The sequence below is a fragment of the Actinoplanes italicus genome (genome assembly GCF_003001815.1).
Taxonomy (GTDB): domain Bacteria; phylum Actinomycetota; class Actinomycetes; order Mycobacteriales; family Micromonosporaceae; genus Actinoplanes; species Actinoplanes italicus.
In genome coordinates this window covers 29,650-55,403 of sequence record NZ_PVMZ01000028.1, presented here as the reverse complement: position 1 = coordinate 55,403, position 25,754 = coordinate 29,650, and the positions used below count along the sequence as shown (strand labels likewise).

Sequence of the window (25,754 nt, the reverse complement as noted above, 5' to 3'; positions counted from 1 at the left end):
TCCGGGCGTCCCGCCCCTGCCCCCGTGGCGGGACGCCCGGATACAACCGACGGGCCGCACCCCGGGCAACGAAGCCAGGGGTGCGGCCCGCCGTATGTCAGACCTCTCAGGGGGCCGCGAACGTGACGGTCACCGTCGTGTACCCCAGCCGGGCGAAAAGGCTCTCCAGCATCCGCTGGGTGTTGTCGCGCGCCCGTTGGTCGAGGCCGCTGGCACGGGCCGCCTCCGTGATGCGCTCCTGGGCCATCTGATAGACCTTCTGCTGCTTGGCCGGATCGTTGGCGAAGGCGTCGCCGATCCGGTTGAACAGGCCGCGCTCCTCCGCCACCACGTAACTGCGCTGCATGTCGAGCGCCGCGGTGGAGTGCTGCGGCGCCGGCAGGGTCAGCTCGATCGTCTTCTTCTCCTCGTCGATCTTCAGCGCGTCGCCGGAGAGGGCGCTGAAGTCCACGTAGGTCTCGACGGTGCCCGAGCCGACGAACAGCGTCCGACGGTTGACCAGGAAGTCGGGGATGTTGTCCCGGTTCTCCTGGAGATCCACGATGACCTGGAAGGTGCCGTCGGCCGCGACATAGCGGTGCAGGTCGCGCATGGACTGCAGCAGCACCGGCTGGCTGCGGTCGGTGGTCTCCTCAGCGAACGGGTTGTCGAAGCTGGGCAGCACGTTGACGGCGCGCAGCCCGAAGCACGTGAGAACGATCAACGCGAAGACGAAACCGACGAAGATCAGCAGCCGCGCACAGCCGCTCGGCCTGACCTGCTCGGGGGTGGGTTCCGAGTCTTCCGGCCGATCGGGCACGGCCGGATATTCGCTGGTGGGGTGATCGGGGGTGGGCGATTCGGCCATACCCATACGGTACGGAGGGGGTACGACAATCCGCGACCGGAGAGCTCCGACCGGTCAGTCCTCGAGCACCAGCACCCGGGCGTGGATCTCCTTACGCTGCTGCAGAGCGGCGCGGAGTGCCCGGTGCAGACCGTCCTCCAGGTAGTAGTAACCCTGATACTCCACGACATGCGGGAAGAGGTCACCGTAGAAGGTCGAGTCCTCGGCGAGGAGCTTGTCGAGCGCCAGCTCACGCTTGGTGGTGATCAGGTCGGCCAGCCACACTTTGCGCGGCGGGATCTCCGCCCACTCCTTGAGCGTCGTCTGGTGATCGGGGTACGGGGCTCCATCCCGGACCGCTTTGAAGATCACGGCGGTTGCCCTTTCCGTGAGAACCGTATGCCAGCGTACTCGCGGGCCGGTCAGACCTCGCCCGACGAAGCCCACCGGCCATGATGCACCACGTCGGCCACCGGCCGGTGGCCACGCCGCAGTGACGGTGACCTCTTGTCGGGTCCCGGGTACCCGACCGTGAGCGCCCCGATCGGGTGGAACTCGTCCGGCACCCCGAACGCGGCCTTGAACGCACCCACCCGGCCGGCCGGCAGCCCGAAGAAGCAAGAGCCGAGGTCCTCGTTGACCGCGGTGAGGTGCATGAGCAGGGCGGCGAACCCCGTGTCGATGTCCCAGTACGGTGCCGGCCAGCGCGACTCGTCCCGATCGGTCCAGCCCTTGTCGGCCTGGGCGTACCGGTCGAGATACGCCGATTTGTTGGACAGCGCCACGATGATCAGCGGCGCGTCCCGCATCCGGGCCAGCCAGCCCTCGGCCGGACCCGCGTCCTCCGCGGTGCTGGACCAGTAGAGCCCGCGATCCTCCGGCGACGTGAGGACCAGGAAGCTCCAGCCCTGCGAGAAACCCGCCGACGGCGCCCGCAGCCCGTGCCGGACGATCTTGTCGACCAGCTCGGGCGGAATCGGACGGTCCGGGTCGTAGCCACGCACCATGCGTCGGCGACGGACAACCTCATCGAAGTCCATCAGAAGCGGATGCCCCAGGACGCGGCCCAGGTCGAGCCCGGAGCCAGGACGGTCAGATCGCGGCCGCTGCGGAAAGCGTCCGGCGGGCAGGTCATCGGCTCGACCGCCACGGACCGGCGGAACCGCTCCCCGTGCAACGTGTCCGCGGTGAAGACCTGCCAGTACCTGAACTTCTCGTCGGCCCAGACCACGATCCGCGCGTCGCTGCCGGGGTCGGACAGCGTGACCGCGGTGATCCCGTCGGCGTCGAAGTCGATGTCGCCGAAGCTGGCGTCCATCACGAGGGAGCCGATCCGCCGTGACTCGGTGAAGTCGAACTCGGTGCCGGCGATCTTGGTGGCACCGATCGGCAGCAGCCGGGCGTCGGCCTGGATCCGCGACCGGGCCGGGACGTGCAGCACGGTGTCGTCCACCGAGACACCGGGCAGCCGCAGGTACGGGTGGACCGAGTACCCGAACGGCGCGTTCGCGTCGGAGGTGTTGACGACCTCCTGGTCGCAGCGCAGCCCGTCGGCCGAGACCGACCACCGGGTCCGGAACAGCAGCGACCACGGGTAACCGACCTGGCCCGGCAGTTCGTACTCGAGCGTGACCGACGCGGCGGTCCGCTCGGCGAGCCGCCAGCGGGACCAGTTGACCAGCCCGTGGATGGCCGTCCGCCGGGGCGGTTCGGTGAGCGCGAGCTGGTAGGCCTGCCCCTCGAACTCGTACTGCCCGTCCCGGATCCGGTTGGGCCACGGCGCGAGGATCTGCCCGGCCGATCCGGGAGAGATCTCGTCGGTGCCGAACCCGTCCAGGATCTCGACCCCGTTCACCGAGTACGACCGGAGCGTCCCGCCGACCTCGACCAGGACGGCACGGTGGCCGTCCGCCTCGATCGACCACTGGATGCCGGACTTGGCGGCTGACTCTGCGCTCATACCCGCGACACTATCGGTCGTCCGACGGGCCCTGTTCAGGCCGGTATCTGATGAGTGCGGGCGAGGTGAGCCCCAGCACGACGGCCAGGCCGGCCGCGACCAGGCCGCCGCCCACCCACGAGGTGGTGACGCTCGTCAGGTCGGCCGTGGCGCCGGCACGCAGGTCGCCGAGACGTGGTCCACCGGCGACCACCACGGTGAACACGCCCTGGAGCCGGCCGCGCAGGTGGTCCGGCGCGAAGGTCTGCATGATCGTCTGCCGGTAGACCGCGCTCACGAGGTCGGCCGCGCCGGCCACGGCGAGCATCAGCACCATCAGCCACAGACTGTGGGCCAGACCGGACAGGGCGATCGCAACGCCCCAGGCGACCACCGCGGCGATCAGGGCGAGGCCCTGACGCTTCACCCGGCCGATCCAGCCCGAGGTGAGCCCACCGGCCATGGCGCCGATCGCGATCGCGCTGTACAGCCAGCCGACCGCCGAGCCACCGCCGAACTGCTCCTGCGCGACCGCCGGGAACAGCGCCCGCGGCATCGCGAACACCATGGCGACCAGGTCGACCGCGAACGAGAGCAGCAGCACCGGCTGGGTGACCAGGAACCGCAGCCCGATCACGATGCCGCGCAATCCGGCGCTCGGCCGCTCCGTCGCGCCCGAGGGGGTCGAGGGCGGGATGCCGGGCAGTCTCCATGTGGCCCAGAACGTGACCGTGAAGAGCAGGGCGTCGAGCGCGTACGCCACGATCACGCCGGTCCCGGTGGACCAGATGCCGATGATCACGCCGGCCGCGAGCGGGCCGAGCACCCCACCGGCTGTGCTGGCCGTGTAGTTCAGCGTGTTGGCGGCCGGGACCAGGGACTCCGGCACGATCCGCGGGACGATCGCCTGACGGGCCGGCGAACTGACCGCGAACCCGGCCGACTGCACGGCGGTCAGCAACAGCAGCAGGTGCCCGCTGCGCACCCCCAGCATCGCCTGCACCAGCAGCGCGAGGGTGGTCACCCAGGTCACCACCGAGCCGGTCAGCAGCAGCTTGCGGCGATCCACCACGTCGGCGGCGGCGCCACCCCAGAGACCGAAGATCAGCAGCGGTACGAGACCCGCGACCCCGAGCAGGCCGACCCAGGTGGTCGAGCCCGTGACGGCGAACATCTGCACCGGCACGGCGACCGCGGTGAACTGGAACCCGAAATACGCGGCGCCGTTGCCCACCCAGGTCCGCCGGAACGTGCGCACGCTCAACGGCCGGGTGTCGATCATCCAGGACCGGGGCTCCTTGGTGCCCTGGCTCAAGGCGCGAGCCTCTCCACGACCCAGTCGTCCTCGACCCGCCGGAACCGCAGCCGATCATGGAGTCGGCTGCTGCGACCCTGCCAGAACTCCACGGTGTCCGGGCGTACCCGGAATCCGCCCCAATGCGGTGGAACCGGAACCGGCCCATCACCGAAACGCTCAGCGGCCGCGGTCAGGTTCGCCTCCAGCGCCTCCGGGCCTGGCAGCACCCGCGACTGCGGACTGGCCCAGGCGCCGAGACGGGAGCCGCGCGGCCGTGACGCGAAATACTCGCCGGTCTCCTCGCGGGACACGCGCTCGACTCCCCCGGCGACGATCACCTGGCGCTGCATCGGAAACCAGGGGAAGACCAGACTTGCGTACGGGTTGAGCGCCAACTCCGTACCCTTGCGGGACTCATAGTTCGTGAAAAAGACGAAACCGTCCTCGTCGTACGCCTTGAGGAGAACCGTGCGCGCCGAGGGACGCCCGTCCCCGCCGGCCGTGGCCACGATCATCGCGTTGGGCTCCGGCAGCGCGGCCGCCGCCGCGTCGGCGAACCAGGCGGCGAACTGGCTGGTCCAGTCGGCGGCCAGCGACTCCTCGGTCAGCGGCGGCCACTCGGTGTAGTCCCGGCGCATCCCGGCTGGTGACAGCGGTTCGGTGGCCACACCGGCTCCTTCGTTCACGTCTCGACGCATCCATGCGACGGAAACGACGGTAAGTCGCGCGCCGCGAATCGTCAGTTGAACCAGGATGGGTGTCATCCAGAGCACAATCGCGACGGGTCGACCGTGCGGTTACCCGCGGGCAAGATGAAACACCCACCGCAGTTCGGTTCCACAGGGAGTGCCGTGACCGACTTCAAGCCGGGGCTCGAGGGCGTCATCGCGTTCGAGACCGAGATCGCCGAGCCCGACCGGGACGGCGGTGCCCTGCGGTACCGCGGTGTCGACATCGAGGACCTGATCGGACAGGTCTCGTTCGGCAACGTCTGGGGCCTTCTCGTGGACGGGAGGTTCGGGCCGGGGCTGCCACCGGCCGAGCCGTTCCCGGTCCCGGTGCACTCCGGCGACATCCGGGTCGACGTGCAGTCCGCGGTGGCGATGCTCGCGCCGTACTGGGGCCTGTCGCAGATGTTCGACATCAATGACGAGCAGGCCCGCCGCGACCTGGCCCGGGTGTCGGTGACCGCGCTCTCCTTCGTCGCCCAGGCGGCCCGGGGGCTGGGTCTGCCGGCCGTCCCGCAGAAGGACATCGACAAGGCCGAGACCATCGTGGAGCGGTTCATGCGCCGGTGGCGCGGCGAACCCGACCCACGGCACGTCAAAGCCGTCGACGCGTACTTCATCGCCGCCTGTGAGCACGGGCTGAACGCGTCCACCTTCACCACCCGCATCGTGGCCTCCACCGGCGCCGACGCGGCCGCCTGCATCTCCTCGGGGATCGGCGCGCTCTCCGGCCCGCTGCACGGTGGCGCGCCCACCCGGGTGATGCACATGATCGAAGCGGTCGAACGCAGCGGCGACGCCGAGGCGTACGTGAAAGATGTCCTCGACCGCGGCGAGCGCCTGATGGGTTTCGGTCATCGCGTCTACCGCGCCGAGGACCCGCGCGCCAAGGTGCTGCGCCGCATCGCCAAGGATCTGGGTGCACCCCGCTACGAGGTGGCCGCCGCGCTGGAGGCGGTCGCACTGGCCGAGCTGCGCGAGCGCAAGCCCGGCCGTGAGCTGTGGACGAACGTCGAGTTCTGGGCCGCCGTTCTCCTCGACTTCGCCGAGGTCCCGACGCACATGTTCACCTCGATGTTCACGTGCGCCCGGGTGGCCGGCTGGAGCGCGCACATCCTCGAACAGAAGAAGCTGGGCCGCATCCTGCGCCCGGGGCTCCACTATGTGGGACCGGAGCCGCGCAAGCCGCAGGAGGTCGAGGGCTGGGATCAGCTCCCGCATAATGTGTGACCGTGAACGACATCCGGATTCCTGACGCGATCAAGCCCGTCGACGGACGGTTCGGCTCCGGGCCGAGCAAGGTTCGTCCCGAAGGCGTCGAGGCGCTCTCCGCGGTGTCCCGCACCTTCATGGGCACCTCCCACCGGCAGAGCACGGTGAAGGACCAGGTGGCCCGGCTGCGCCGCGGCCTGGCCGAGTTCTTCTCGATCCCGGACGGTTACGAGGTCATCCTGTCCAACGGCGGCACCAGCGCGTTCTGGGAGACCGCCACCTTCGGCCTGGTCCGTGAGAAGGCGCAGTTCGCCGAGTTCGGTGAGTTCGGCGCCAAGTTCGTGCAGGCGGTCACCGACGCGCCCTTCCTGGCCGAGCCGACCGTCCACCGCGCACCGGGCGGCCAGGCGTCCTACCTGACCGCCGAGGCCGGCGTCGACGTCTACGCCACCGTGCAGAACGAGACCTCCACCGGCGTGGCCGTCCCGGTCCGCCGGGTCGCCGGCGCCGACCCGGGCGCCCTGCTTCTCACCGACGCCACCTCGGGCGGTGGCAGCCTGCACGTCGACGTCAGCGAGACCGACGTGTACTACCTGGCCCCGCAGAAGGCGCTCGGCTCCGACGGCGGGATCTGGCTGGCCGTGATGTCGCCGGCCGCGATCGAGCGGGCCTTCGAGATCAAGGCGACCGGTCGCTACATCCCTCAGTTCCTCGACCTGGTGACCGCGATCCAGCAGTCCCGGTTGGAGCAGACATACAACACGCCGGCGCTGGCCACCGTCTTCCTCGCCGCCGAGCAGGTCGACTGGATGAACGCGCAGGGCGGTCTGGCCTGGGCGGCCAAGCGCAGCGCCGAGAGCGCGGCGGCCATCTACGGGTGGGCCGACAGCTCGTCGTTCGCCGAGCCGTTCGTCACCGACCCGGCCCTGCGCTCCGCAGCCGTGGCCACCATCGACTTCGCCGAGAACATCGACGCCGCGAAGATCGCGAAGATCCTGCGCGCCAACGAGGTGGTGGACACCGAGCCCTACCGCAAACTGGGCCGCAACCAGCTACGAGTGGCCCTCTACCCCACAGTCGACCCGTCAGACGTGGCAGCCCTGACTGCCTGTATCGACTACGTGGTGGAACACCTGTAATCCCAGCCACAGATCTTGTGGGGTTGTGGCCGACAACTCGGCGCAACCTCACAAGATCCCGAGCTCTCGTAATGGCCGCGCGCCCGCAATCTCCGCGAGGACGGAGCCACGTTACGACCCGCAAAACGCCGCCGGTGACGAGGCAGTCGGTTGCCGGCGCCCAGCAAACCCCGCCGGGTGGCGGGAAATCGCCTGCCTCGTCACCGGTTACAAGGCGTTTTGCCGAGCAGCGAAGCGGAGCCAGCGAGTTCAGTGACCGGGCTCATTGCTGTTGACTCGCTCCCCCCGTACCGATAAATGTCTTGTTGGGTTTGAATGGAACCGGGTTTTGGAAGACGAAGATCATCGGGGCTGGTCAGCAGTTTGACGGCGTGGCTTACCCCCATCGGGTGACCGAGGCGCGTACCGTGTTCCGAAACGCGCCCGGGTGAATGACTCTCGGGGATGTCAGGCCAACGCGACGAGACGGAGGCAACGCATGCGGCCGGTACGCTTCGTCGCCCTCTCCGAAGACGGTCAGGCTCTCGTACTCGCCGACGAGGTCGGCCGGCTACTGGCCCTCCCGATCGACGACAGGGTGGCCGGTGCGCTGAACGAGGGTCCGGTCGCTCCGGGGACTGCTGTGGCGGTGCTCTCACCCGAGCACGCGCCGGTTCTGTCCCCACGTGACATCCAGGCCCGCATCCGTTGCGGCGAGTCCGCCGAGGACGTGGCCCGCATCGCGGGTGTGCCGGTCGACCGGGTGCTCCGCTACGCCGGCCCGGTGCTGCAGGAACGCGCCATGCTGGCGCAGCACGCCCGCCGCACCCGGCTGAAGACGTCTGACTCCGGTCAGCCGCTTGCCGAGGTCGTCGACAGCCGCCTCGCGCAGCACGGCATCGACACCGAGAAGATCTCCTGGGACGCGTTCCGCAAGGACGACGGCACCTGGCGGATCGTCGCGACCTGGCCGTCCGGCAAGGCCACCGCCCAGGCCATCTGGGACCTCGACAAGGGTCGCCAGGTGGTCGCGCCGCACGACGACATGGCTCAGTATCTGTGCGCCGAGCGGCCCACCCAGATCCTCGGCCAGGAGCCGGCCCCCGAGCGCGGCGGCCACGGCCTGCCCGGTCCGGCGCGCAGCTCCGAGCCGACCCGCGGCGGTCACGGCCTGCCCAGTCACGACCAGGCCGCAGCCCGTTCGGGTCGTGACTCGATCCGGGCCAGCCGCGACGCCCTGCTCGCCTCGCTCGACCGCCCGCTCGAGGGTTCGTCCGGGCGCAGCCTGGACACGCCCGCCCGCCGCCCGGTCGCCGGTGGCGCCGCCGCCCTGCTCGGCGGTGGTTCCGGCTCCGCCTTCGACGACGACGCCGACCTGCCCAAGGAGGTGCCGGCCGTGCCGTCCCTGGCGGTGCTCCGGCCACGCCGCACGGTGGGTCAGCCCGCTCCGGCCAGCACCGAGTCCGAGGAGAGCGCCAAGCCTCGCAAGCGGCTCCCCAGCTGGGACGACGTCCTGTTCGGCGGCGGTCCGGCGGCCCGCGAATCCTCCTGAGCAGGCTCTTCGTCGCGGTCTTCCCATCCGAGGAGGCCCGCGATCATCTGCGCGCCCGTCTGCCGCATCGCGCTGCCCGGCGCCCGGAGAAGTGGCACGTCACGCTCGCCTTCCTGGGTGAGGTGCCGGACGGGGACACGGTCCTCGTCTCCCGGGCGCTGGCCACAGTGCCACCTCCCGGCCCGATGTCGCTGCGGCTCGCGGGCACCGGACGGTTCGGGCCGGTCATCTGGACCGGCCTGCGCGGCGACGTGGAGGCGCTGGGCGCGTTCCGGGAGGACGTCCGGGGTGCGCTGGAGGGTGCCGGGTTCCCGATCGACGAGCGGCCGTTCCGGCCGCATTTGACGATCACCTATCGGTACGACCGAAGTATCGCAACAGTCCTCGCCGACTACGCCGGACCGCCCTGGCCGGTCGAGAAGCTGGCCTTGGTCCACAGCGCCGACGGCGACTACCTGCCGGTCTGGGAGCGCCCGCTGTCTCCCTGACAGCCACCGCCACCCACCGCCGCTCGCCGCCCACTCACCACCACCATCCACTCACCCACCCACTTCACCGTCGCCACCAACCCGCTCACCGCGGCAGATCTTGCGCGTTCACGGCCGGCGGGACGGCACAACCCCACAACATCCGCCACCCACCTACCCACCGGCAGATCTTGCGACGTTGTGGTGGGGCAGGCGGCGCAACCTCACAACATCAAGCGCCACCTACCACCGCAGCAGATCTTGCGCGTTCACGGCCGGCGGGACAGCACAACCCCACAACATCAAGCGCCACCTACCACCGCAGCAGATCTTGCGCGTTCACGGCCGGCGGGACAGCACAACCCCACAACATCAAGCGCCACCTACCACCGCAGCAGATCTTGCGCGTTCACGGCCGGCGGGACAGCACAACCCCACAACATCAAGCGCCACCTACCACCGCAGCAGATCTTGCGCGTTCACGGCCGGCGGGACGGCACAACCCCACAACATCAGCCACCCACCTACCCACCGCGGCAGATCTTGCGAAGTCGTGGTTGGGCAGGCGGCGCAACCTCACAAGATCGGCGGTGAGGAGCGGCGCGGACGGCGGCGGCGCCAAGGCCGGGGCCGGAGCCGGGGCCGGAGCCGGAGCCGGGGCCGGAGCCGGGGCCAGGGCCGGAGCCAGGGCCAGGGCCGGAGCCGGGGCCGGGGCCGGAGCCGGGGCCAGGACCGGGGCCAGGACCGGGGTCAGAAGGCCGGGCCCGCCTCGTGGCGTAGGACCAGGCCGGCCTCCTCGAGCAGGCCCTCGACCCGGAGGCGCTCGAGGTCGAGTTCCACGCCTTCGAGCTTCTCCAGGTACTCGGTGATGCCCAGGCACTGGCAGGCCAGACACAGCCGGGTGTCATAGGCGATCATCACGGCGGCCAGGTAGACCTCGGAGTTCATGCCGGGACCGGTGCGGCGCTGGTGGTCGAGACGCCGCAGGTCGAAGGCGATCTGCTCGATCGCGGGCGGCCGCAGCGACGCCAGCCGGGCCGACTGGTCGGAGCCGCGCAGCGAACGGTCCAGACGCCGGTGGGCCCGGTCCGCCCGGCCACGTGGGCCCCGATCGATGATCCGGCGACGGTAGCGCCGGACGGGGCGGCGGCTGGAGGACCGTTCCAGGAGGCGCTCGGCGCGCAGCTCACGACGGCCGTGGCGGGTCAGCAGGCGGCGCAGGTCGGCGGATCCGCCGGTGATCAGGATGGTCGCGGCACACGGCAGGATGAGCAGCGCCGACAGCGCCGCCGAGAGCACAGCTATGTGCGCAATCGCCACGGTTCGACGCTAGGCCCTGACCAGCCAGTCGGGAATACCCGTTCGGGGGAGCCGTTCTGCCAACATCACCGGTAGGCGCCGGCCTTGGAAGGGGCGAGCGGCTCGGCATGCGGACGCTGGACGGGCGCCGGATCCCCTGCCGCCGATGAAGAATCGGACACGGAGGCACCAGGCGCGGAGACACCCGACCCGGCACCAGGCGCGGAGACACCCGACCCGGCACCAGGCGTGAAGAGGCCCGACCCGGCACCAGGCGCGGAGACACCCGACCCGGCACCAGGCGTGAGGGCGCCCGACCCGGCACCAGGCGCGGAGACACCCGACCCGGCACCAGGCGCGGAGACGGATGCAGCGGCGGGCTCTGAGGCGGCGTCAGAGGAGACGGCGGCCGACGGGCTGACGATCCGGAACCGCGGACGCGGCCGTAGCTCGATCCGGATCCGGTCGCCGCTCACCCGCAACTGCCAGACCAGGGCACCGAGCGCCGCCACGAAGCTGATCAACCCGGCCGCCCAGATGCTCGACGGCACCCCGAAGTGCTCACCCCACCATCCTGAGAGCGACGCGCCGATCGGGGTCGTACCGAGGAAGACCAGCACGTACAGCGCCATGACCCGCCCCCGGAACTCCGCGTCCACGCCCATCTGCACCCGGTGGTTGCAGCCCTGGGCCAGGTAGATCGAGAAGAATCCGGTCGGTACGAGCAGCAGCGCCGCGGTCACGAAGTTCGGCGCGAACCCGACGGCGAACTCGAAGATCCCGAAGAGCAGGGCGGCACTGATCACGAGGTAGGCGCTGGGCCGGGAGCGACGCCGGGTGCCGGCCAGCGCCCCACCCAGCGAGCCGATCGCCAGACACGTCGTGAGCAGTCCGAACGTCGACGGGCCGGCGTTGAAGTCGATCTTCGCGAGGGCGGCCAGGGTGACCGGGAAGTTGAATCCGATCATGCCGATCACGGCCATCAAGCAGATCGGCAGCAGCAGGTCGTGACGCTTGCCGACGTACCGCAGGCCGTCGATCACCCGCGCGCCGCCGCGGTTCCGGCGTTCCGAGCGGTACAGGTTCTCGGGGCGCATCCGTACGTAGGTGAAGACCGGCGCGATCGCCAGCGCGGTCGAGATCAGGAACACAGCGGGCGTCGAGAGCAGCGCGAGGAGCACTCCGGCCAGGGCCGGGCCGCTGATCCGGGCCACGTTGAAGGTTGCTGCGGAGAGCGCCAGCGCGTTCGGGAGCAGCCGCAACTCGACCAGCTCGGAGACGAACGACTGCCGGACCGGGGTCTCGACGGCGCTGGCGGTGCCGAGGAACAGCGCGGCGACGAACACGTGCCACAGCTCGACCACCCCGGCGGCGACGATCACGGCGAAGATGACGGCGAAGACCGCGAAGGCGGCGTTCGCGGCGATGAGGAGCTTGCGCTTGTCGTACCGGTCGGCGAGTTTGCCGCTCCAGAGGGTCAGGAGCATGACGGGTACGAATTGAAGCGCCGTGACGATGCCGAGTGCGCCGGGCGAGTTGTCGGAGAGTTCGAGGACCAGCCAGTCCTGGGCGGTGAACATCATCCACACGCCGATCAGCTTCACCAGTTGCCCGGCGGTGAAGAGCCGGTAGTTCTTGACCTGTAGGGATCGGAACATGGCGTTCAGAGCGGCCGCCCCCTAGTTTCGTCGTACGCGTCATGAGCACGTGACGAAGCGGAACGACCTCGGGGGCTTCTCAGCCCCGGGCGACTCGCAGCATGATCTCGGCCGCCTGCGCCAGGGTTTCCCGTTCCTCGGGGGTGAGCCGGTCCAACTCCCCGGCCAGCCACTCGTTGCGGGCCCGCTCGTTGAACGCGTAGACCGCCCGGCCCTCGTCGGTCGGGGCCAGGATGACCTGACGACCGTCGGTCGGGTGGGGTGTCCGCGCCACGAGCCCGCGCTCCTCCAGCTTCCCCACGATCTTGGTCATCGTCGGGGGCTGGACCCGTTCCATGTCGGCGAGCTCACGCGGAGTCAGCGCGCCGGCCAGCTGGAGGCTGGTCAGCGCGGAGAGCTGACTGAACGTCAGGTCACCGACCGGGCGGGCCTGCCGGACTCGCCGGCTGAACCGGATGATCGCGTCACGCAGCGTTTTGGCCAGCGTGTCCGCTGTTGTGCGCTCCGTCGTCATCACCCGCTCCGTCACAATCCTTAGCCTAGCTAATGAGCATGGCTAACGACATCTGTTGACCCATATGACAGCCGTCACCGGGTCTGATGGAGCACCCGGTGACGGCTTGAAACCTCAGAGGATCCAGGATTCCAGGGGACCCCGGGCGAAGTACAGCACGAACAGCGCCGCGATTCCGTACATCAGCGGGTGGATCTCGCGCGCCCTGCCGGTGAACACCTTCAGGACCACGTACGTGATGATCCCGGCCCCGATGCCGTTGGAGATCGAGTACGTGAACGGCATCAGCGTGACGGTGAGGAACGCCGGCACCGCGATGGTGTAGTCCGACCAGTCGATCTGGCGGACCGTGGTGATCATCAGGAAGCCGACCACGACCAGCGCGGTCGACGCCGCCTCGAACGGCACCACCTTCACCAGCGGGGCGAAGAACATCGCGACCAGGAACAGCGCGCCGGTCACGAGGCTCGCCACACCGGTACGGGCACCCTCGCCCACACCGGACGCGCTCTCCACGTACGACGTGTTGCTGGACACACTGGCCGCACCACCGGCCACCGCGGCCACCGAGTCGACGAGCAGGATCTCCTTGGTCCGCGGCGGCATGCCCTCGGAATCGAGGAGCTCGCCCTCCTGGCCGACGGCGACCATCGTGCCCATCGTGTCGAAGAAGTCCGTCACCAGCAGCGTGAAGACGAACATCAGCACGACCAGCGGACCGGCCGTGGTCCACGAGTCGAGCACGTTGAACTGGCCGACCAGCGAGAGATCCGGGGTGTCGATGATCTGGTCCGGCAGCGCCGGCACGTTGAGCGACCAGCCGCCCGGCTTGAGCACGGCCGGGCCCAGGTTCGCGACCGCCTCCACGATGATCGCCAGCACCGTGGTGCCCAGGATGCCGATCAGGATGGCGCCCTTGACCTTGCGGACGAACAGCACCAGCGTGAACAGCAGGCCGATCACGAAGACGAAGGTCGGCCAGGTCACCAGCTTGCCGCCGAGGCCGAGCTCGACCGGGACGGTGGTGTTCGCGGCGTCCGGGATGCGGTGCACGAACCCGGCGTCGACCAGACCGATGATCATCAGGAACAGGCCGATGCCCACACCGATCGCGGTCTTCAGCTGGGTCGGCACGGCCTTGAACACGGCCGTACGGAGCCCTGTCAGCACCAGGATCAGGATGAGCACGCCCTCGATGACGACCAGGCCCATCGCGTCGGCCCAGGTCATCTCCGGCGCGATCTCGTACGCCACCAGCGCGTTGACGCCGAGACCGGCGGCCAGGGCCAGCGGGAACCGGCCCACCACGCCCATCAGGATGGTGATCACACCGGCGACCAGGGCGGTCCCGGCGGCGAGGGCGGTGATCGGGAGTTTCTGGTCGTCGGCGTCGACACCACCGGCCAGGATGAGGGGGTTGAGGACCACGATGTAGGCCATCGTGAAGAACGTGACGACGCCGCCACGGATCTCCCGGCTCAGCGTCGAGCCGCGCTTGGTTATCTCGAAGAACCGGTCGAACCCGTTCTTCGCGGTTGCCGATTCGGTATCAGCAGACATGCGGACCTTCCGAAAGATGGCGCAGGGGTGAACGCGCGCATGCTTTCAGATGCAAGTACCTAGGTAAAAGGGAAGTGATGTTACAACTCTCACGCGCTGCACCGATGCAATGCGTAGTGGTCGTACCCTGTCGGAGTGAGTGACCTGTCTCCCGCCACGCACACCGGCGAACCCCTGCCGGTCCTCGCCGTGGTGACCGGGACGAAACCGAGGCCCGAACCGCTGGACCCACCCATGGTCCCGTTCGCGCTCGCCGGCGTCGCCGCCTTCGCCCTCGCGTCCCTGATCACCTGGCTGGGCAACGCGCCGCAGTCGTGGGTCGAGATCAGCGTCGCGGGCCTGGTGTGGGGAATCCCGGGCACACTGACCATGGTGGTCCACGATCGGCACCGCAAGCGCCGCCGGGCGCTCACGCACCCGGAGTTCCACGCGGTGGACCAGCCCTAGCTGTGGCCGTAATCCTCGGCCGGCTCACCCGACTCGACCGAGCCGTGGCCACGGCTGACCGCCACCGTCTCGACCTCACTGTCGTCGTACACCGTGGGCAGTTCTTCGACCGGCTGCTCGGCAGCGCTCAGCAGAGCCTCGGAGTGGGCGCCGCACCCGTGGTCGGCGCTGACCGCCCGGCCGTCGTCGGGCGCGTAGAGGTTGCCGCAGACCCCGAACATCGACCGCAGCGAACCGGCCAGCGGCAGATAGAACCCGCAGGTGCCACAGCGGGCGTTACGCGGCGCGGCGGAGGCGATCGGCGCCTCCGGACCGGCATCCCCGTCGTACCACCGCTGGGCCGTCTCCATCCGGCCCTCCTGGGACATCACCCGGGACCGGCCCAGGCCCAGCTCCCAGGAGACGTCCTCGACCGCGGCGTCGTCGCTGAGCACGTAACCCGGAGTGAGCCGGTCGTCGTCGGGAGCGGTCGGCATGAGGTCACCGACGCCGAGGTCGCCGGGCTGCACCCGCTCGTTCCACGGCACCCAGCCGGGGGCGAGCAGAGCGTCCGGCCCGGGCAGCAGGACGGTCTCACAGACGGTCACGTGGCGGCTGCGCGGGACGCGGGTCACGGTCACCGCCCACCGCCAGCCGCGATAGCCGTCGAGGTGGCTCTCGAAGAAGTGGGTCACCACGCGATCGCCCTCGGCGATCACTTCGAGATGCTCACCGATGTCGGCGGGGTCCACTTCGGTGATGGCACCACGGGCCACACCGACGGCATCGGCACAGACCTGGTCGAGTCGGGCGGCGCGGGCGGTGGTCCTGGAGGTCACCCGCCCATTGTTGCCTATCACACCCGGTGACCCGCAACGACTCCCCAGATAGCCGAGCGTCAGAGGCGACGCGGGTCGCCCGGATCAGTCAGGATGGTTCCCATGCCGCAGTTCTCCGCGCTCGGACGCATCGTCGGCACCGGCATCAAGGCGGGCCGGCTGATCGTGCGTGGCTCGGTGCGCGGCGGCGCGTGGGCCACCCGCCGGGTCGGCTCGGCGCGCGCCCGTGGCGCCGCCAACGAGATCGGCATGATCCGGCTGTTCGACCTGCACGCCGTCTCCTGTGCCGGTGACGCGCTCATCGCCATCGGGCTCGCCGGGACGATCTTCAGCGTCCCGCTGGGCGAGGCCCGCAGCAAGGTGGCGCTCTACCTGCTCATCACGATGGTGCCGTTCGCCCTGCTGGCGCCGGTGGTGGGCCCGCTGCTCGACCATTTCCGGCACGGCCGGCGGTACGCCCTGGCCAGCACCTTCCTCGGCCGGGCCTTCCTGGCCTACGTGATGTCCGACAACCTGCTCGGCTGGGGGCTCTATCCGGCGGCCTTCGGTGTGCTGGCGCTGTCCCGGGCGTACGGGGTGGCCCGTTCCGCCGCGGTCCCGCGTCTGCTGCCCGAGGGCATCGGACTGTCTCAGGTGGGCGCGCGTGCCAGCGTCTACGGCACCTTCGCCGGCATCCTCGTCGCACCGATCGGCCTGCTGGCCTTCAAGTTCGGGCCACAGTGGCCGCTGCGGGTCGCCACGATCATCTTCATGGTCGGCATGGTCGTCGCGTTGCGCCTGCCACCTCGTGCCGACTCCGACCCGCCGGAGGCACTCCCCCGCGCCTGGCGCACCGTGCTCGGCATCGGCCGCGGCTCGGAGCGCCCGCTCTCCAACCGCCTGGTCGTCGCCACCCTGATCGGTAGCAGCAGTCTCCGCCTGCTCTACGGATTCCTGCTGCTCTTCCTCACTTTCGCGATCATGGGCGATCAGCTGACCACCGAGGTCTTCGGGATGGAGCTCGGCCGTAACACCGCGGCCGGCCTGGTCGGCGGCGCACTGGCCCTGGGCACGTTCCTGTCCACGGCGGCCGGCACCGGTCTGCGCATTCGCAGGCCCTTGGCGCTGCAATCGAGCGGCCTGATCGTGACGGCCGGCGTCGCCGTGCTCACCACGATCTTCTACAACCTCGCGATGGTCACCCTGCTGGCACTGCTCACCGCGGTCTTCAGCGGCATCGCCAAGCTGGCCGTCGACGCCAGCATCCAGGAACGCGTCCCGGAACGACAGCGGGCCACCGCGTTCGCCCACTCCGAGACGGTTCTCATGCTCGCCTGGGTGACAGGCGGCGGCCTCGGCATCATCCCGTTCGACGGCCGGCTCGGCCTCGGCTTCGCCGCGCTCCTCGCGGTCCTCGCCGCGGCCCGGGCCGCCTGGGCGGCGGCGAGACTGCACAACGAACGCCTTGCGGGCCGGCCCGGCGCCGTTTCCCCAGACCTTCCCGACGATGGGGGTACGGGTGAAGCCGGTCCCCGCCCGCCAGCGCCCGCCGGGCCGCACCGCGGTCCGGACGCCGCGGACCAGCCGACCAGCCGGATCGACACGGACGCGTGGGTCGACGCCGAGGACCCGTGGGCCGACCAGGACCAGACCGTGCCGCTCGGCGCCGGTCGTGGCACACCGTCCCAGCGCCACCCCGGCGCGGCCGCCCACGACACCGACACGCGGCTCGCTGGCCGCGGCCGGCCCCGCGACGACACCGCCCGGCCGGTGTCCGGTCCACGAGACGACGTGGAGCAGACGGGCAGCACTCCGCGTGACAGCACCGGCCGGCCGGGCTTCGGTTCCCGCGACGGTGACACGCAGCGGCTCGGCGACGAGACCGAGCCCGACGGCCGTCGCTGGTGGCGGCGGAAGTCGAGGAGCACGGCCACGGCCGGAACCCGGGAGACCAGGAAGCGGGCACGCCAGAGCCCCGGCAGCACGGCCGGAGGCCCCGGCAGCACTCGTGGCGGATCGGGTGGTCCGAGCGAGCGGGACGATGCCGCTCGGGATGTGGACGACGGCGCATCGTCGGTGGCCCCTCCCGGCTATCACGTGTACCGGCCGTCGTCGGCCGGGACGCAGGATGGTGAGCCGGCGCAGAATGAGGACTCGTGACGTCGTACCCCATCCTCGTAGTGACCGCGGTGACCGCTGAGGCCGATGCCGTCCGCGCCCACCTCGACCCCGGGAATGTCCTGGTCGAGGCCGTAGGCGTCGGCCCCGCCGCCGCTGCCGCCGGAACCGCCCGGCTGCTGGCCGGACGCACCTGCCGCGCCGTCCTGAGCCTCGGCATCGCCGGTGGTTTCCCGGGCCGCGCGGCCGTCGGCGGCCTGGTGATCGGGACCCGCAGCATCGCCGCCGACCTGGGCGCCGAATCCCCGGACGGCTTCCTGCCGATCGAGGAACTCGGCTTCGGAACCAGCATCCTCGAATCCGACCCGCAGCTGGTCAAGGCCCTGCAGTCGTCCCTGCCGGACGCCGTCTCCGGCGACGTCCTGACGCTCGCCACGGTCACCGGCACCGCCGCGACCGCCGACCGCCTGGCCACCCGGTTCCCGGACGCCGTGGCCGAGGCGATGGAGGGTTACGGCGTGGCCATCGCGGCCGCGGGCGTGGGCGTCCCGTTCGCCGAACTGCGCGCGATCTCCAACCCGATCGGCCCCCGCGACCGCGCCGCCTGGCGCCTCGGCGACGCCTTCGCCGCGCTACGCGCCGCTGCCCCTGCTCTCGCCGCCCTTCCCTGACACCTCAGGCCGGCAACAGTGGGTCACGGGCGGCAGGACCCCGAGCCGGGCATCCGCGGGATCGTTTACAGCGAAGCTGTTGCTGTTGTCGATCGTGAGCGGCATGCTGCGCTGAAAGGCATGTGATCGAAACCACGTCGCGAACACCCGAGCGAGGCATCGATGAACGACGGCAAGGCCTCCGAGATGTCGGCCGGTGCGCGCGCCCGGCTGATCGGCGCCGGGTATGCCGCGCAGGGGCTGGGCTACGCGGCGGTCGTGACAGCATTGCCGGCGTTCAAGGACCGGCAGGGCATCGACGACACGTTCGTCTCGGCGGTTCTGCTGCTCGTGGTCGTCGCGGCGGCTGGCGGATCGATGCTGGCCGATCGGATCGCGGCCCGCTGGGGCAGCCGGTACGCACTCGCGTCCGGACTGTTCCTGATCGGTGCGGGCCTCGCCGGGACCACGTTCTGGTCACCCAATGCGATCTTCGCGGCGATCTTTCTGGCGTACGGCGTGGGCCTCGGCGCGGTCGACGCCTCGCTGAGCATGCAGGGCGTCCTGGTGCAGGCCCGGCTGGGCCGCAGCGTGATGAGCCGGCTGTTCGCCGCGTACACGGCGGCGGCGATCGCCGCCGCGCTGCTCATGTCGGGGGCGCTGAAGACCGGGGCGGGCGCGGCCGTGGCGGTCGGTGTGGCGTCGGTCTTCGCGGTGCTGGTGGGGCTGGCGGGCTGGCGGCTGTTCGAACCGGGCCGGACCCTGCGATCGAGCGTGGCGCATGCCGAGAGCGGCCGGAGCGTACGCCCGATCGTCATCGTCTGCGGCATGCTGATCTTCACGGCGTTCCTCGTGGACTCGGCGGTCAGCACGTGGAGTTCGGTCTACCTGCAGGACTCGCTGGCCGCGGCTCCGGCGGTGGCCCCGCTGGGCTACGCCGCCTACCAGGGCGCCGTACTGGTGAGCCGTCTGGTGGCCGATCACGTGGTGCCACGGGCCGGCCGGGTGCTGATCGCCGTCGGCGCGCTGATCTTCTGCGGGATCGGGTGCGGCCTGGTGGTGGCGCTTCCGGCCATCGGTGCGGCGGTGGCCGGTTTCGCGGTCGCCGGTATCGGGGTCGGGGTGCTGGTGCCGCTGGCGTTCAGCGCGGCCGGTGAGGCGGCGCTGGAGAGCAGCGACGAGGTCATCGCCAAGGTCAACCTGTTCAACTACGGCGGCGCGCTGCTCGGCGCGGTGCTGCTGGGTGCGCTGTCCGAGCCGATCGGCCTGCAGTGGGCGTTCGCGATCCCGGTGGTCGCGGTGATCGCCACCTTGCCGCTGGCCCGCCGGGTCGGTCACCTGACCACCCGTGAACCCGCCGTCAGCTGACCCGGGTGTGTCGTGGCGCCGTCTCAGGCGCGCTGAGACAGCGGTACGGCACAGCCGCGGAAATCGGAGACGAGACGGCCACTCAGCGTGATCGACCGCGGTGGTTAAGCTGTCCGCGTGCCTAAGCTGGTGGATCACGATCTGCGACGGGCGGAGCTGCTGGCTGCCGCCTGGCGGGTGGTTCGGTCACGCGGCGTGGAGGGCACCACGACCCGGGCCATAGCGGACGAAGCGGGCTGCTCGCTGAGCGTGCTGGCACATTTCCTGGGCGGCAAGGACGACATCCTGGTAGCCGCGCAGAAGGCCATCTACGACCGGATCGTGGAGCGCGCCTTCGAGATCGGTGGCGACCTGTTCGGGCTGGACGGGTTGCGGGCCGCGCTGGAGGCGGTGCTGCCGCTGGACGACGAGCGGGCCGCCGACGCGCACGTGAACGTGGCGTTCGCCGGGGCCGCGCTGTCGCACCCGCGGCTGGCCGAGTCGCGGCGTGACTCGCACCGGGTGATCCGCGGACACCTGATCAACTGCCTGCGCGAGGCGCGGGAGCTGGGTGAGCTGCGGGCCGGGGTCGACGATGAGGCCGTGATCGACGACTTCATCATCCTGGTCGAGGGCAGCACCCTGCTCATGCTGGTGGACGGCTGGGCCGAGGAGGGACGCGCCGACCGGCTGTCCCGCCTCGCCAACCAGTTCGTCGATCAGTTGCGCGCTTGAGCTTTGATCAGCTCCTGGTACCAGTAGTAGGAGTCCTTCGGCGTACGCGAAAGGTCGTCGAAGTCGACGTAGATCAGGCCGAACCTCTCGTCGAAGCCGGCGGCCCACTCGAAGTTGTCGATCGCCGACCACACGTAGTAGCCGTCCACCCGGACGCCGGCGGAGATGGCGTCGGACACCGCCGAGAGATGGGCGTCGAGGTACGCGATGCGCCGCTCGTCGTGGACCCGGCCGTCCGGCCCGGGCGGCGCGTCATGGAACGAGGCCCCGTTCTCGGTGATGATCACGGGCGGTAGTGACGGGTAGCGCTTCTTCAGCGTCACGAGGATCTCGGTGAGCCCGGACGGCACGATCGCCCACCCGAAATCGGTACGCTCGTCGCTCTTCACCGGCACCGGCGAGAACGGCATACCATCCGGAATGTCCACTTCGAGCACGCCGCTGTAGTCCTTGCCGGCCTTCGGCGCCTCGATCATCGTCGGCTCGTAGTAGTTGACGCCGTAGAAGTCGAGCCGCGCCCCGATCAGCTCCAGGTCCCGGTCGAGCTGCGCGTCCGGCACACCCACACCGGCCCGGATCAGTTCGCTCGGATAGTCGCCGAGCAGGATCGGGTCGGAGAAGGTCCAGTTGGTGAGGTCGGAGAAGAGCGTCGCCGCCGCGACGTCCTCGGCGGATTCGGTGGCCGACGTCACGGGGAAGTGCTGGCTCGCGACCCCGACGCCTCGAGCCCCATGGGTACGCAGAACCTGCACCGCCAGCCCGTGGGCGAGCAGCTGGTGATGCCCGGCCGGCAACGCGCCGAGCCCCAGGCCACGCGCCGGGGCGTGATCGGCGAGCGCGTACCCGTACAGCGTGTGCACGTTCATCTCGTTCATGGTGATCCAGTCCCGGACCCGGTCGCCGAGGCGCAACGCGAGCGTGCTGGCGTAGTCGGCGAGCCGGTGCGCGGTGTCCCGGTTCATCCAGCCGCCGGCGTCCTCGAGCTCCTGGGGCAGGTCCCAGTGGTAGAGCGTCGGGACCGGTCGAAGCCCGTTCTCCAGGATCGAGTCGACGAGCCGGTCGTAGAAACCGAGGTCACCGCCGAGCACCCGGGGCCAGGAGAACGAGAACCGGTAGTCCTGCACGCCGGCCGCGGCGATCAGAGCGATGTCGGACTCGTACCGGTGGTAGTGGTCGATCGCCACCCGACCGTCCTGACCGTTCCGGACGGTTCCGGGGCGGGCCGTGAAGGTGTCCCAGATGCTCGGGCCCTTGCCGCCCGTGTCGGCCGCGCCCTCGATCTGGTACGCCGAGGTGGACATGCCGAACCGGAAACCGGGTGGGAACTGGGGGTACAAGGTGGATCCTTTCAGTGGATCGCCCGAAGGCGGGGTAACAGGGCCAGCGCGAGCAGCGCGAAACCGGCCGTGACCAGGTAAAGCGTTTGATAGCCGCCGAGCGTGGTGACGATCGGCGCGGCCAGTACCGGGGCGAGCATCTGCGGCAGGGTGCCGGCCACGTTCGCGACGCCGAGCATGGTGGCCCGGGTCTCCGGGTCGGGCAGCACCTGGGTGAGCACGGCCATGTCGACCGCGATGTAGGCGCCCCAGCCGACACCGACCAGCACGGACGCGGCGATCACCACGGGCACGACCGGGACGAGGGCCATCAGTGTGGTGCCGATCGCCAGGACGACCGCGCCGGCCGCCACGAAGACGCGACGCTTCTCCCAGCGGTCGGACAGGACTCCCCCGGCGAAGCCGAAGATGCCGGCGAACAGCACGTTCACCACGGTCACGATGAGAACCCAGGTGGCCGCGTCGTCGACACCGACCTCGTCCGACAGGTAGTAGAGCAGGTAGACCAGTACGAGCGCGTTGACCAGGTTGAGCAGGAACCGGATCACCCAGGCCCAGGCGAACTGCCCGCCGGGCCACCGCCACCGCCGCGGCGCATCGATCGGGACGATGACCGTCTCGCGGTGGACGATCAGGATGGCCGCGCCGAGGGCGGGCACAGCCACGGCTATCGCGATGTAGCCCACCGTCTGGCTACCCGCGACGACCGCGACGGCCGTACCGAGAATGACCCCGATGATCTGAGCCACCCCGAAGAGTGCCCCGACCGTGCCGCGTTGCCGCTCGGGAACCCGATCGCCGATCATCGCCGCCAGCGCCGCGAGCGGCCCGTTGAGCCCGACCTGCACCAGGATCCACCCGGTGACCATGAGCGCCGTGCCGTCCGCCATCGAGAGCAGGAGCAGCCCCGCCACACCGACCGCGGTCCCGGCGATGAAGATCGGACGGCGTGAGCCCAGCCGGTCGGAGATCAGTCCCCACAATGGATTGGCTACCAGCGACGCCGCCGCGCCCCAGGCGGTGACCAGGGCGAGCAGCGCCTCCTTGCCGTCGTCCCCGGCCAGCCGGGCCGCCTGCTCGGGGAGCAGGATCTGGATCGGCCCGAACCAACCGGCGGCCACGCCGATCATGGCGAGCGCGTAAGCGACCATCCATGATCGGCGGACCGGTGTTTCAACGAGCGTCACGCACGGGACCTTTCCCACATCACCGTGTACGCCTCAGCACCGCTGAGCAGCTGCTTCTTCAGGAGCGGGCCATCGGATCCGGCCTGGTTGATCAGGTCGACGATCCAGTCGGCGTAGAGCCCGTACTGGGCGACGCCGTCGGTGTTGAGGTTGAAGGTCCGGCTGCCGTAGACCTGCTTGTTCACCGTGGTGCCGTTGGTCGCGGTGAACGGGTAGGTGAGCGGGCTGGACCCGGCGTTGAGGCGGGGGGCTGCCTGCGGGCCCAGCCCGTTCACGTCGGTGCCGACGCCGTACCCGGTGATCTTGGAGCCGTTGGCGAGTGCCCGGTGGGTGCGCCATTCGTCGAGGAAGGTGCCGGTGTCCTGGCCGTCGTCGCTGGCCGAGAAGGCGTAGCTTGCGACGAAGCCACCGAGGCCGAGGATCCGGTTGACCAGCGCCGGGTCGGACCAGGTGTGCACCGACGCGACGCCGGGGTAGTTCGCCTGCTGGGCGAGGTCGAGGACCGCCGACGCGGTCTTCACCCCCATGTGGTCCAGGTGGATGATCATCCCCCGGTCCATCATCTTCTGGATGAGGTACGTGCCGAGCTCGGTCAAGCCTCGCGTGTTGCAGATCTTGCCGCTCGGGTAGACCGGAAGGATCGTGCCGGCCGGCAGACCGACGCCGAGCTGGAGCAGTTTCGCGAAGTCGTCACTGACCAGCGGCTGCTCGTTGTCGGACGGCCCGGTGCAGCTCGTCGCCTGCCACCAGCGACCGGTGGAGAGCAGGTTGCCGACGTTGATCGCGGCGCCGGTGACGCCCTCGTCGAACCGGGTACCGCCGAACGCATTGTCGAACTTGTGCACCGGGTAGAGGCCACTGACCCCGATGCTCTCCAGCTCGTTGAGCCCGGCGTCGATGTCGGCCTTGGTGCACTGCGCGACGTTGTTGATCTCACGACAGTTGAAGATCTCGGAGTTCTCCACGCCGATCGTGACGGCGAGTTTGCCCTGCGCGGCGATGCTGCGTACCTCGGCCGGGGTCTTGGCCAGCCGGAAGAAGCCCCTGCCGGGACCGCCACTGCGGGCGTCCACATAGTCCTGCATCTTCTTCAGGTATGTGGCCTGCGCACGGATCTGGTCCATCTCGTTGCAGGAGGTGTGCTCGGGCGTGAGCTCGCAGATCACCCGGTTCGCGACGAGCAGCACGTTGAGCACCCGCTGGCCGGACATCCAGGCACGTTCCAGGCTGCGGAAGTAGGACGCCTCGTGCAGCAGCGTGTCGTACTGCGGCCAGTCGCCGAAGGTGGGCCAGCCGTCCTCGGCCGAGTTGATCGGGTCGGTGCCGGAGAGGATCGCCTCGAGCAGCGCGCCCCAGCCGAGGGTTCCGTGCGAGGCGCAGCCTTTGAGGGCCACGGAAACACCACCGGGGGCGTACGCGTCACCGCAGTGCAGTGCTCCGCCGAAGGCCTCACCGGCCGTGACGTGCGCGTGCGCGTCGATCCAGCCGACCAGCTTGCCGTTGGCGTCGACGCCCGGAGCCGGTGTGCCGCTGACACCGGTGGCGATGTCCGGGATCGCGGCGCAGCCGGAGGCCGGTGCGAGCTTGAAGGTGCTGCCGCCGGTGCCGAGTCCGCCGAGGTACTGGCCCATCTGCTGACCGGTCGACGTGTTCACGAACTTGTGGGTGCTGCCGTCGGTGGTGACGGTCCAGTCGGCGCGGACGCCGTATTCGGCTCCGGCCCACACCCAGTTCAGCACGCTCTGATAGGGCGGCGCGCCGTCCTGGTCACGCAGGACGTAGCGGCCGAGCTGGGTGGCTTCGAGCCGGAACGGTTCAGCACTCGACACCGAGCTCTTGAAGCCGTAGCCGACCGAGTCCTTCCAGACGTACCCCAGCGAGTTCGATCCGTTGAAAGCCTGGAGGGTGACGCAAGCGCCCTCCAGGTCGTTAGCGGGCGTCCAGCTCGCGGCTCCTTGGGCGGGCGCGGACAGCCCACCGACGAGGCCGAGCACCAAGACGCCCGCGACCAGCTTACGAGCCACGCGGCACCCCCTTGGTCGATCACTTGATCCAACAAAGCGGAGTGTAGGAAGGATCACACCTCGGAAGCCAGAGGAAGACGTGAATATTTTTCCCTGGAGAACGGACTAGCGTGAGAGGGTGGCGCTTTCTCTCGCGGTCTCGCCGTGCCCCAACGACACCTTCGTGTTCCACGCGCTCGTGCACGGTCTCGTCCCTGGCGCCCCGCCGATCGACCTGACCTTCGCCGACGTCGACGTCACCAACACGGCCGCCCTCGACGGCACATTCGACCTGGTCAAGGTCAGTTATGCGGCGCTGCCGTGGCTGCTGGACGACTATGAGCTGCTGCCCTGCGGCGGCGCGCTCGGCCGGGGCTGCGGACCGCTCGTGCTCACCAACGGCCGCACCGACCTCGACGGCGCGACCGTGGCCGTCCCCGGTGACCGCACCACGGCGTACCTTCTGTTCCGCCTCTGGGCCGCCGACCGGGGGCCGGCGAAGATCGAGGTCGTCCCGTTCCACCAGATCATGCCCGGAGTCGCCGAAGGCCGCTTCGACGCCGGCCTGGTCATCCACGAGGCCCGATTCACGTACCAGCGATATGGTTTGACCGCTCTGGCCGATCTCGGTAAGTGGTGGGAGACCGACACCGGCCTGCCGATCCCGCTCGGTGCCATCCTCGCCAAGCGGGACACCGTCGATCCGGTGCGAGCCACCGAGTGGATCCGCGAATCCCTCCGGTACGGCTGGCGCGACCCCTCCGTCAGCCAGGACTTCATCCTCGCCAACGCGCAGGAGATGGAGCCGGCCGTGGTGAAACAGCACATCGAGCTCTACGTCAACGAATTCACCCTGGAACTGGGCAAAGACGGACTCGCCGCCGCCGACGCCCTGCTCGGACGTGCGGCGGCGGCGGGTCTGACGCCTGCTGTGCCGTCGCTGCTGTAACGGCGTCCTTGCGG

The 25,754-nt window shown here is 69.9% G+C and carries 23 protein-coding genes and 1 pseudogene; 10 read left to right on the top strand and 14 right to left on the bottom strand.

The features are described 5' to 3' along the window. Positions 1-106: 106 nt before the first annotated feature. The 6 genes from CLV67_RS43915 to pdxH are packed head-to-tail and all read right to left on the bottom strand — an operon-like array spanning position 107 to position 4,760. Positions 107-847, bottom strand: coding sequence for a DUF4230 domain-containing protein (locus CLV67_RS43915; RefSeq protein ID WP_106329648.1), 741 nt, complete (start codon positions 845-847; stop codon positions 107-109). A gap of 54 nt (positions 848-901) precedes the next feature. Next, the gene (locus tag CLV67_RS43910; RefSeq protein WP_106329646.1) at positions 902-1,198 is read right to left on the bottom strand and encodes a type II toxin-antitoxin system VapB family antitoxin; all 297 of its coding nucleotides are present in this window, start codon (positions 1,196-1,198) and stop codon (positions 902-904) included. A gap of 50 nt (positions 1,199-1,248) precedes the next feature. Beyond that, positions 1,249-1,866 (bottom strand): nitroreductase family protein, encoded by a 618-nt coding sequence (locus CLV67_RS43905; protein ID WP_106329644.1) that lies wholly within the window; start codon positions 1,864-1,866, stop codon positions 1,249-1,251. Continuing rightward, entirely contained in the window at positions 1,866-2,786 is a 921-nt protein-coding gene (locus CLV67_RS43900) for an aldose 1-epimerase family protein (protein WP_106329642.1), read from the bottom strand. Before CLV67_RS43900 ends, CLV67_RS43905 begins: the two co-directional genes overlap by 1 nt. Before the next feature lie 10 nt (positions 2,787-2,796). Beyond that, entirely contained in the window at positions 2,797-4,047 is a 1,251-nt protein-coding gene (locus tag CLV67_RS43895; protein WP_106329770.1) for an MFS transporter, read from the bottom strand. A gap of 29 nt (positions 4,048-4,076) precedes the next feature. Next, entirely contained in the window at positions 4,077-4,760 is a 684-nt protein-coding gene (gene pdxH / locus CLV67_RS43890; RefSeq protein WP_373873212.1) for a pyridoxamine 5'-phosphate oxidase, read from the bottom strand. 153 nt (positions 4,761-4,913) lie between these two features. On the opposite strand from pdxH, the gene CLV67_RS43885 reads away from it, so the two are divergent. The 4 genes from CLV67_RS43885 (at position 4,914) to thpR (ending at position 9,160) form a co-directional block, all read left to right on the top strand. After that, a complete protein-coding gene (locus CLV67_RS43885) occupies positions 4,914-6,020 on the top strand; it encodes a citrate synthase 2 (protein WP_106329640.1) in 1,107 nt (368 codons plus the stop codon). Then, positions 6,017-7,141: a phosphoserine transaminase gene (gene serC, locus CLV67_RS43880; RefSeq protein WP_106329638.1), complete on the top strand. Its 1,125-nt coding sequence runs from the start codon at positions 6,017-6,019 to the stop codon at positions 7,139-7,141. The genes CLV67_RS43885 and serC overlap by 4 nt, the downstream gene beginning before the upstream one ends. Before the next feature lie 478 nt (positions 7,142-7,619). Next, a complete protein-coding gene (gene sepH, locus CLV67_RS43875; RefSeq protein ID WP_106329636.1) occupies positions 7,620-8,672 on the top strand; it encodes a septation protein SepH in 1,053 nt (350 codons plus the stop codon). Then, entirely contained in the window at positions 8,621-9,160 is a 540-nt protein-coding gene (gene thpR, locus CLV67_RS43870; protein ID WP_307833903.1) for an RNA 2',3'-cyclic phosphodiesterase, read from the top strand. Before sepH ends, thpR begins: the two co-directional genes overlap by 52 nt. A 729-nt stretch (positions 9,161-9,889) precedes the next feature. On the opposite strand, the gene CLV67_RS43860 is transcribed toward thpR, so the two are convergent. The 4 genes and pseudogenes from CLV67_RS43860 to CLV67_RS43840 all read right to left on the bottom strand — a co-directional run bounded on the left by CLV67_RS43860 (position 9,890) and on the right by CLV67_RS43840 (position 14,170). Further along, positions 9,890-10,459, bottom strand: coding sequence for a hypothetical protein (locus CLV67_RS43860; protein ID WP_146169539.1), 570 nt, complete (start codon positions 10,457-10,459; stop codon positions 9,890-9,892). A gap of 407 nt (positions 10,460-10,866) precedes the next feature. Further along, positions 10,867-12,096 (bottom strand): annotated as a pseudogene (locus CLV67_RS43850) (MFS transporter); the annotation flags it as partial. 79 nt (positions 12,097-12,175) lie between these two features. Further along, a complete protein-coding gene (locus tag CLV67_RS43845) occupies positions 12,176-12,625 on the bottom strand; it encodes a MarR family winged helix-turn-helix transcriptional regulator (RefSeq protein ID WP_373873211.1) in 450 nt (149 codons plus the stop codon). A 99-nt stretch (positions 12,626-12,724) separates the two neighbouring features. Then, the gene (locus CLV67_RS43840) at positions 12,725-14,170 is read right to left on the bottom strand and encodes an NCS2 family permease (RefSeq protein WP_106329628.1); all 1,446 of its coding nucleotides are present in this window, start codon (positions 14,168-14,170) and stop codon (positions 12,725-12,727) included. Between the two features lie 234 nt (positions 14,171-14,404). On the opposite strand from CLV67_RS43840, the gene CLV67_RS43835 reads away from it, so the two are divergent. Next, positions 14,405-14,617, top strand: coding sequence for a DUF2530 domain-containing protein (locus tag CLV67_RS43835; RefSeq protein WP_106329766.1), 213 nt, complete (start codon positions 14,405-14,407; stop codon positions 14,615-14,617). Here CLV67_RS43835 and CLV67_RS43830 read toward each other — a convergent pair. Further along, the gene (locus tag CLV67_RS43830) at positions 14,614-15,453 is read right to left on the bottom strand and encodes a DUF3027 domain-containing protein (RefSeq protein ID WP_106329764.1); all 840 of its coding nucleotides are present in this window, start codon (positions 15,451-15,453) and stop codon (positions 14,614-14,616) included. The genes CLV67_RS43835 and CLV67_RS43830 overlap by 4 nt on opposite strands. Before the next feature lie 75 nt (positions 15,454-15,528). Here CLV67_RS43830 and CLV67_RS43825 point away from each other — a divergent pair, with 75 nt between their 5' ends. The 4 genes from CLV67_RS43825 (at position 15,529) to CLV67_RS43810 (ending at position 20,264) form a co-directional block, all read left to right on the top strand. After that, positions 15,529-17,574, top strand: a complete 2,046-nt coding sequence (locus CLV67_RS43825) for an MFS transporter (RefSeq protein WP_106329626.1) — start codon at positions 15,529-15,531, stop codon at positions 17,572-17,574. After that, entirely contained in the window at positions 17,571-18,203 is a 633-nt protein-coding gene (locus CLV67_RS43820) for a futalosine hydrolase (RefSeq protein WP_106329624.1), read from the top strand. The genes CLV67_RS43825 and CLV67_RS43820 overlap by 4 nt, the downstream gene beginning before the upstream one ends. 162 nt (positions 18,204-18,365) lie before the next feature. Beyond that, positions 18,366-19,550 carry an MFS transporter gene (locus tag CLV67_RS43815; protein WP_106329623.1) on the top strand — a complete coding sequence of 395 codons (1,185 nt, stop codon included), beginning with the start codon at positions 18,366-18,368 and terminating at the stop codon, positions 19,548-19,550. 117 nt (positions 19,551-19,667) lie between these two features. Further along, positions 19,668-20,264, top strand: coding sequence for a TetR/AcrR family transcriptional regulator (locus CLV67_RS43810; RefSeq protein ID WP_106329621.1), 597 nt, complete (start codon positions 19,668-19,670; stop codon positions 20,262-20,264). On the opposite strand, the gene CLV67_RS43805 is transcribed toward CLV67_RS43810, so the two are convergent. The 3 genes from CLV67_RS43805 to CLV67_RS43795 are packed head-to-tail and all read right to left on the bottom strand — an operon-like array spanning position 20,249 to position 24,812. Next, positions 20,249-21,601, bottom strand: a complete 1,353-nt coding sequence (locus tag CLV67_RS43805) for a GH1 family beta-glucosidase (RefSeq protein ID WP_106329619.1) — start codon at positions 21,599-21,601, stop codon at positions 20,249-20,251. The two genes, CLV67_RS43810 and CLV67_RS43805, sit on opposite strands and share 16 nt — an antisense overlap. An 11-nt stretch (positions 21,602-21,612) precedes the next feature. Next, positions 21,613-22,788 (bottom strand): MFS transporter, encoded by a 1,176-nt coding sequence (locus tag CLV67_RS43800; protein ID WP_106329617.1) that lies wholly within the window; start codon positions 22,786-22,788, stop codon positions 21,613-21,615. Beyond that, complete coding sequence (locus CLV67_RS43795; RefSeq protein WP_106329615.1) at positions 22,785-24,812, bottom strand: amidohydrolase family protein; 2,028 nt, start codon at positions 24,810-24,812, stop codon at positions 22,785-22,787. Before CLV67_RS43795 ends, CLV67_RS43800 begins: the two co-directional genes overlap by 4 nt. A gap of 118 nt (positions 24,813-24,930) precedes the next feature. On the opposite strand from CLV67_RS43795, the gene CLV67_RS43790 reads away from it, so the two are divergent. Further along, positions 24,931-25,740: a 1,4-dihydroxy-6-naphtoate synthase gene (locus CLV67_RS43790; RefSeq protein WP_106329613.1), complete on the top strand. Its 810-nt coding sequence runs from the start codon at positions 24,931-24,933 to the stop codon at positions 25,738-25,740. The last annotated feature ends 14 nt before the right edge of the window (positions 25,741-25,754 follow it).

Coding starts and splice junctions, on each gene's coding strand:
- CLV67_RS43835 (WP_106329766.1), top strand. CDS start 14,405: ATGGTCCCGTTCGCGCTCGCCGGCGTCGCCGCCTTCGCCCTCGCGTCC.
- CLV67_RS43825 (WP_106329626.1), top strand. CDS start 15,529: ATGGTTCCCATGCCGCAGTTCTCCGCGCTCGGACGCATCGTCGGCACC.
- sepH (WP_106329636.1), top strand. CDS start 7,620: ATGCGGCCGGTACGCTTCGTCGCCCTCTCCGAAGACGGTCAGGCTCTC.
- CLV67_RS43915 (WP_106329648.1), bottom strand. CDS start 847: ATGGCCGAATCGCCCACCCCCGATCACCCCACCAGCGAATATCCGGCC.
- CLV67_RS43900 (WP_106329642.1), bottom strand. CDS start 2,786: ATGAGCGCAGAGTCAGCCGCCAAGTCCGGCATCCAGTGGTCGATCGAG.
- pdxH (WP_373873212.1), bottom strand. CDS start 4,760: ATGCGTCGAGACGTGAACGAAGGAGCCGGTGTGGCCACCGAACCGCTG.
- CLV67_RS43840 (WP_106329628.1), bottom strand. CDS start 14,170: ATGTCTGCTGATACCGAATCGGCAACCGCGAAGAACGGGTTCGACCGG.
- CLV67_RS43895 (WP_106329770.1), bottom strand. CDS start 4,047: ATGATCGACACCCGGCCGTTGAGCGTGCGCACGTTCCGGCGGACCTGG.
- CLV67_RS43815 (WP_106329623.1), top strand. CDS start 18,366: ATGAACGACGGCAAGGCCTCCGAGATGTCGGCCGGTGCGCGCGCCCGG.
- CLV67_RS43905 (WP_106329644.1), bottom strand. CDS start 1,866: ATGGACTTCGATGAGGTTGTCCGTCGCCGACGCATGGTGCGTGGCTAC.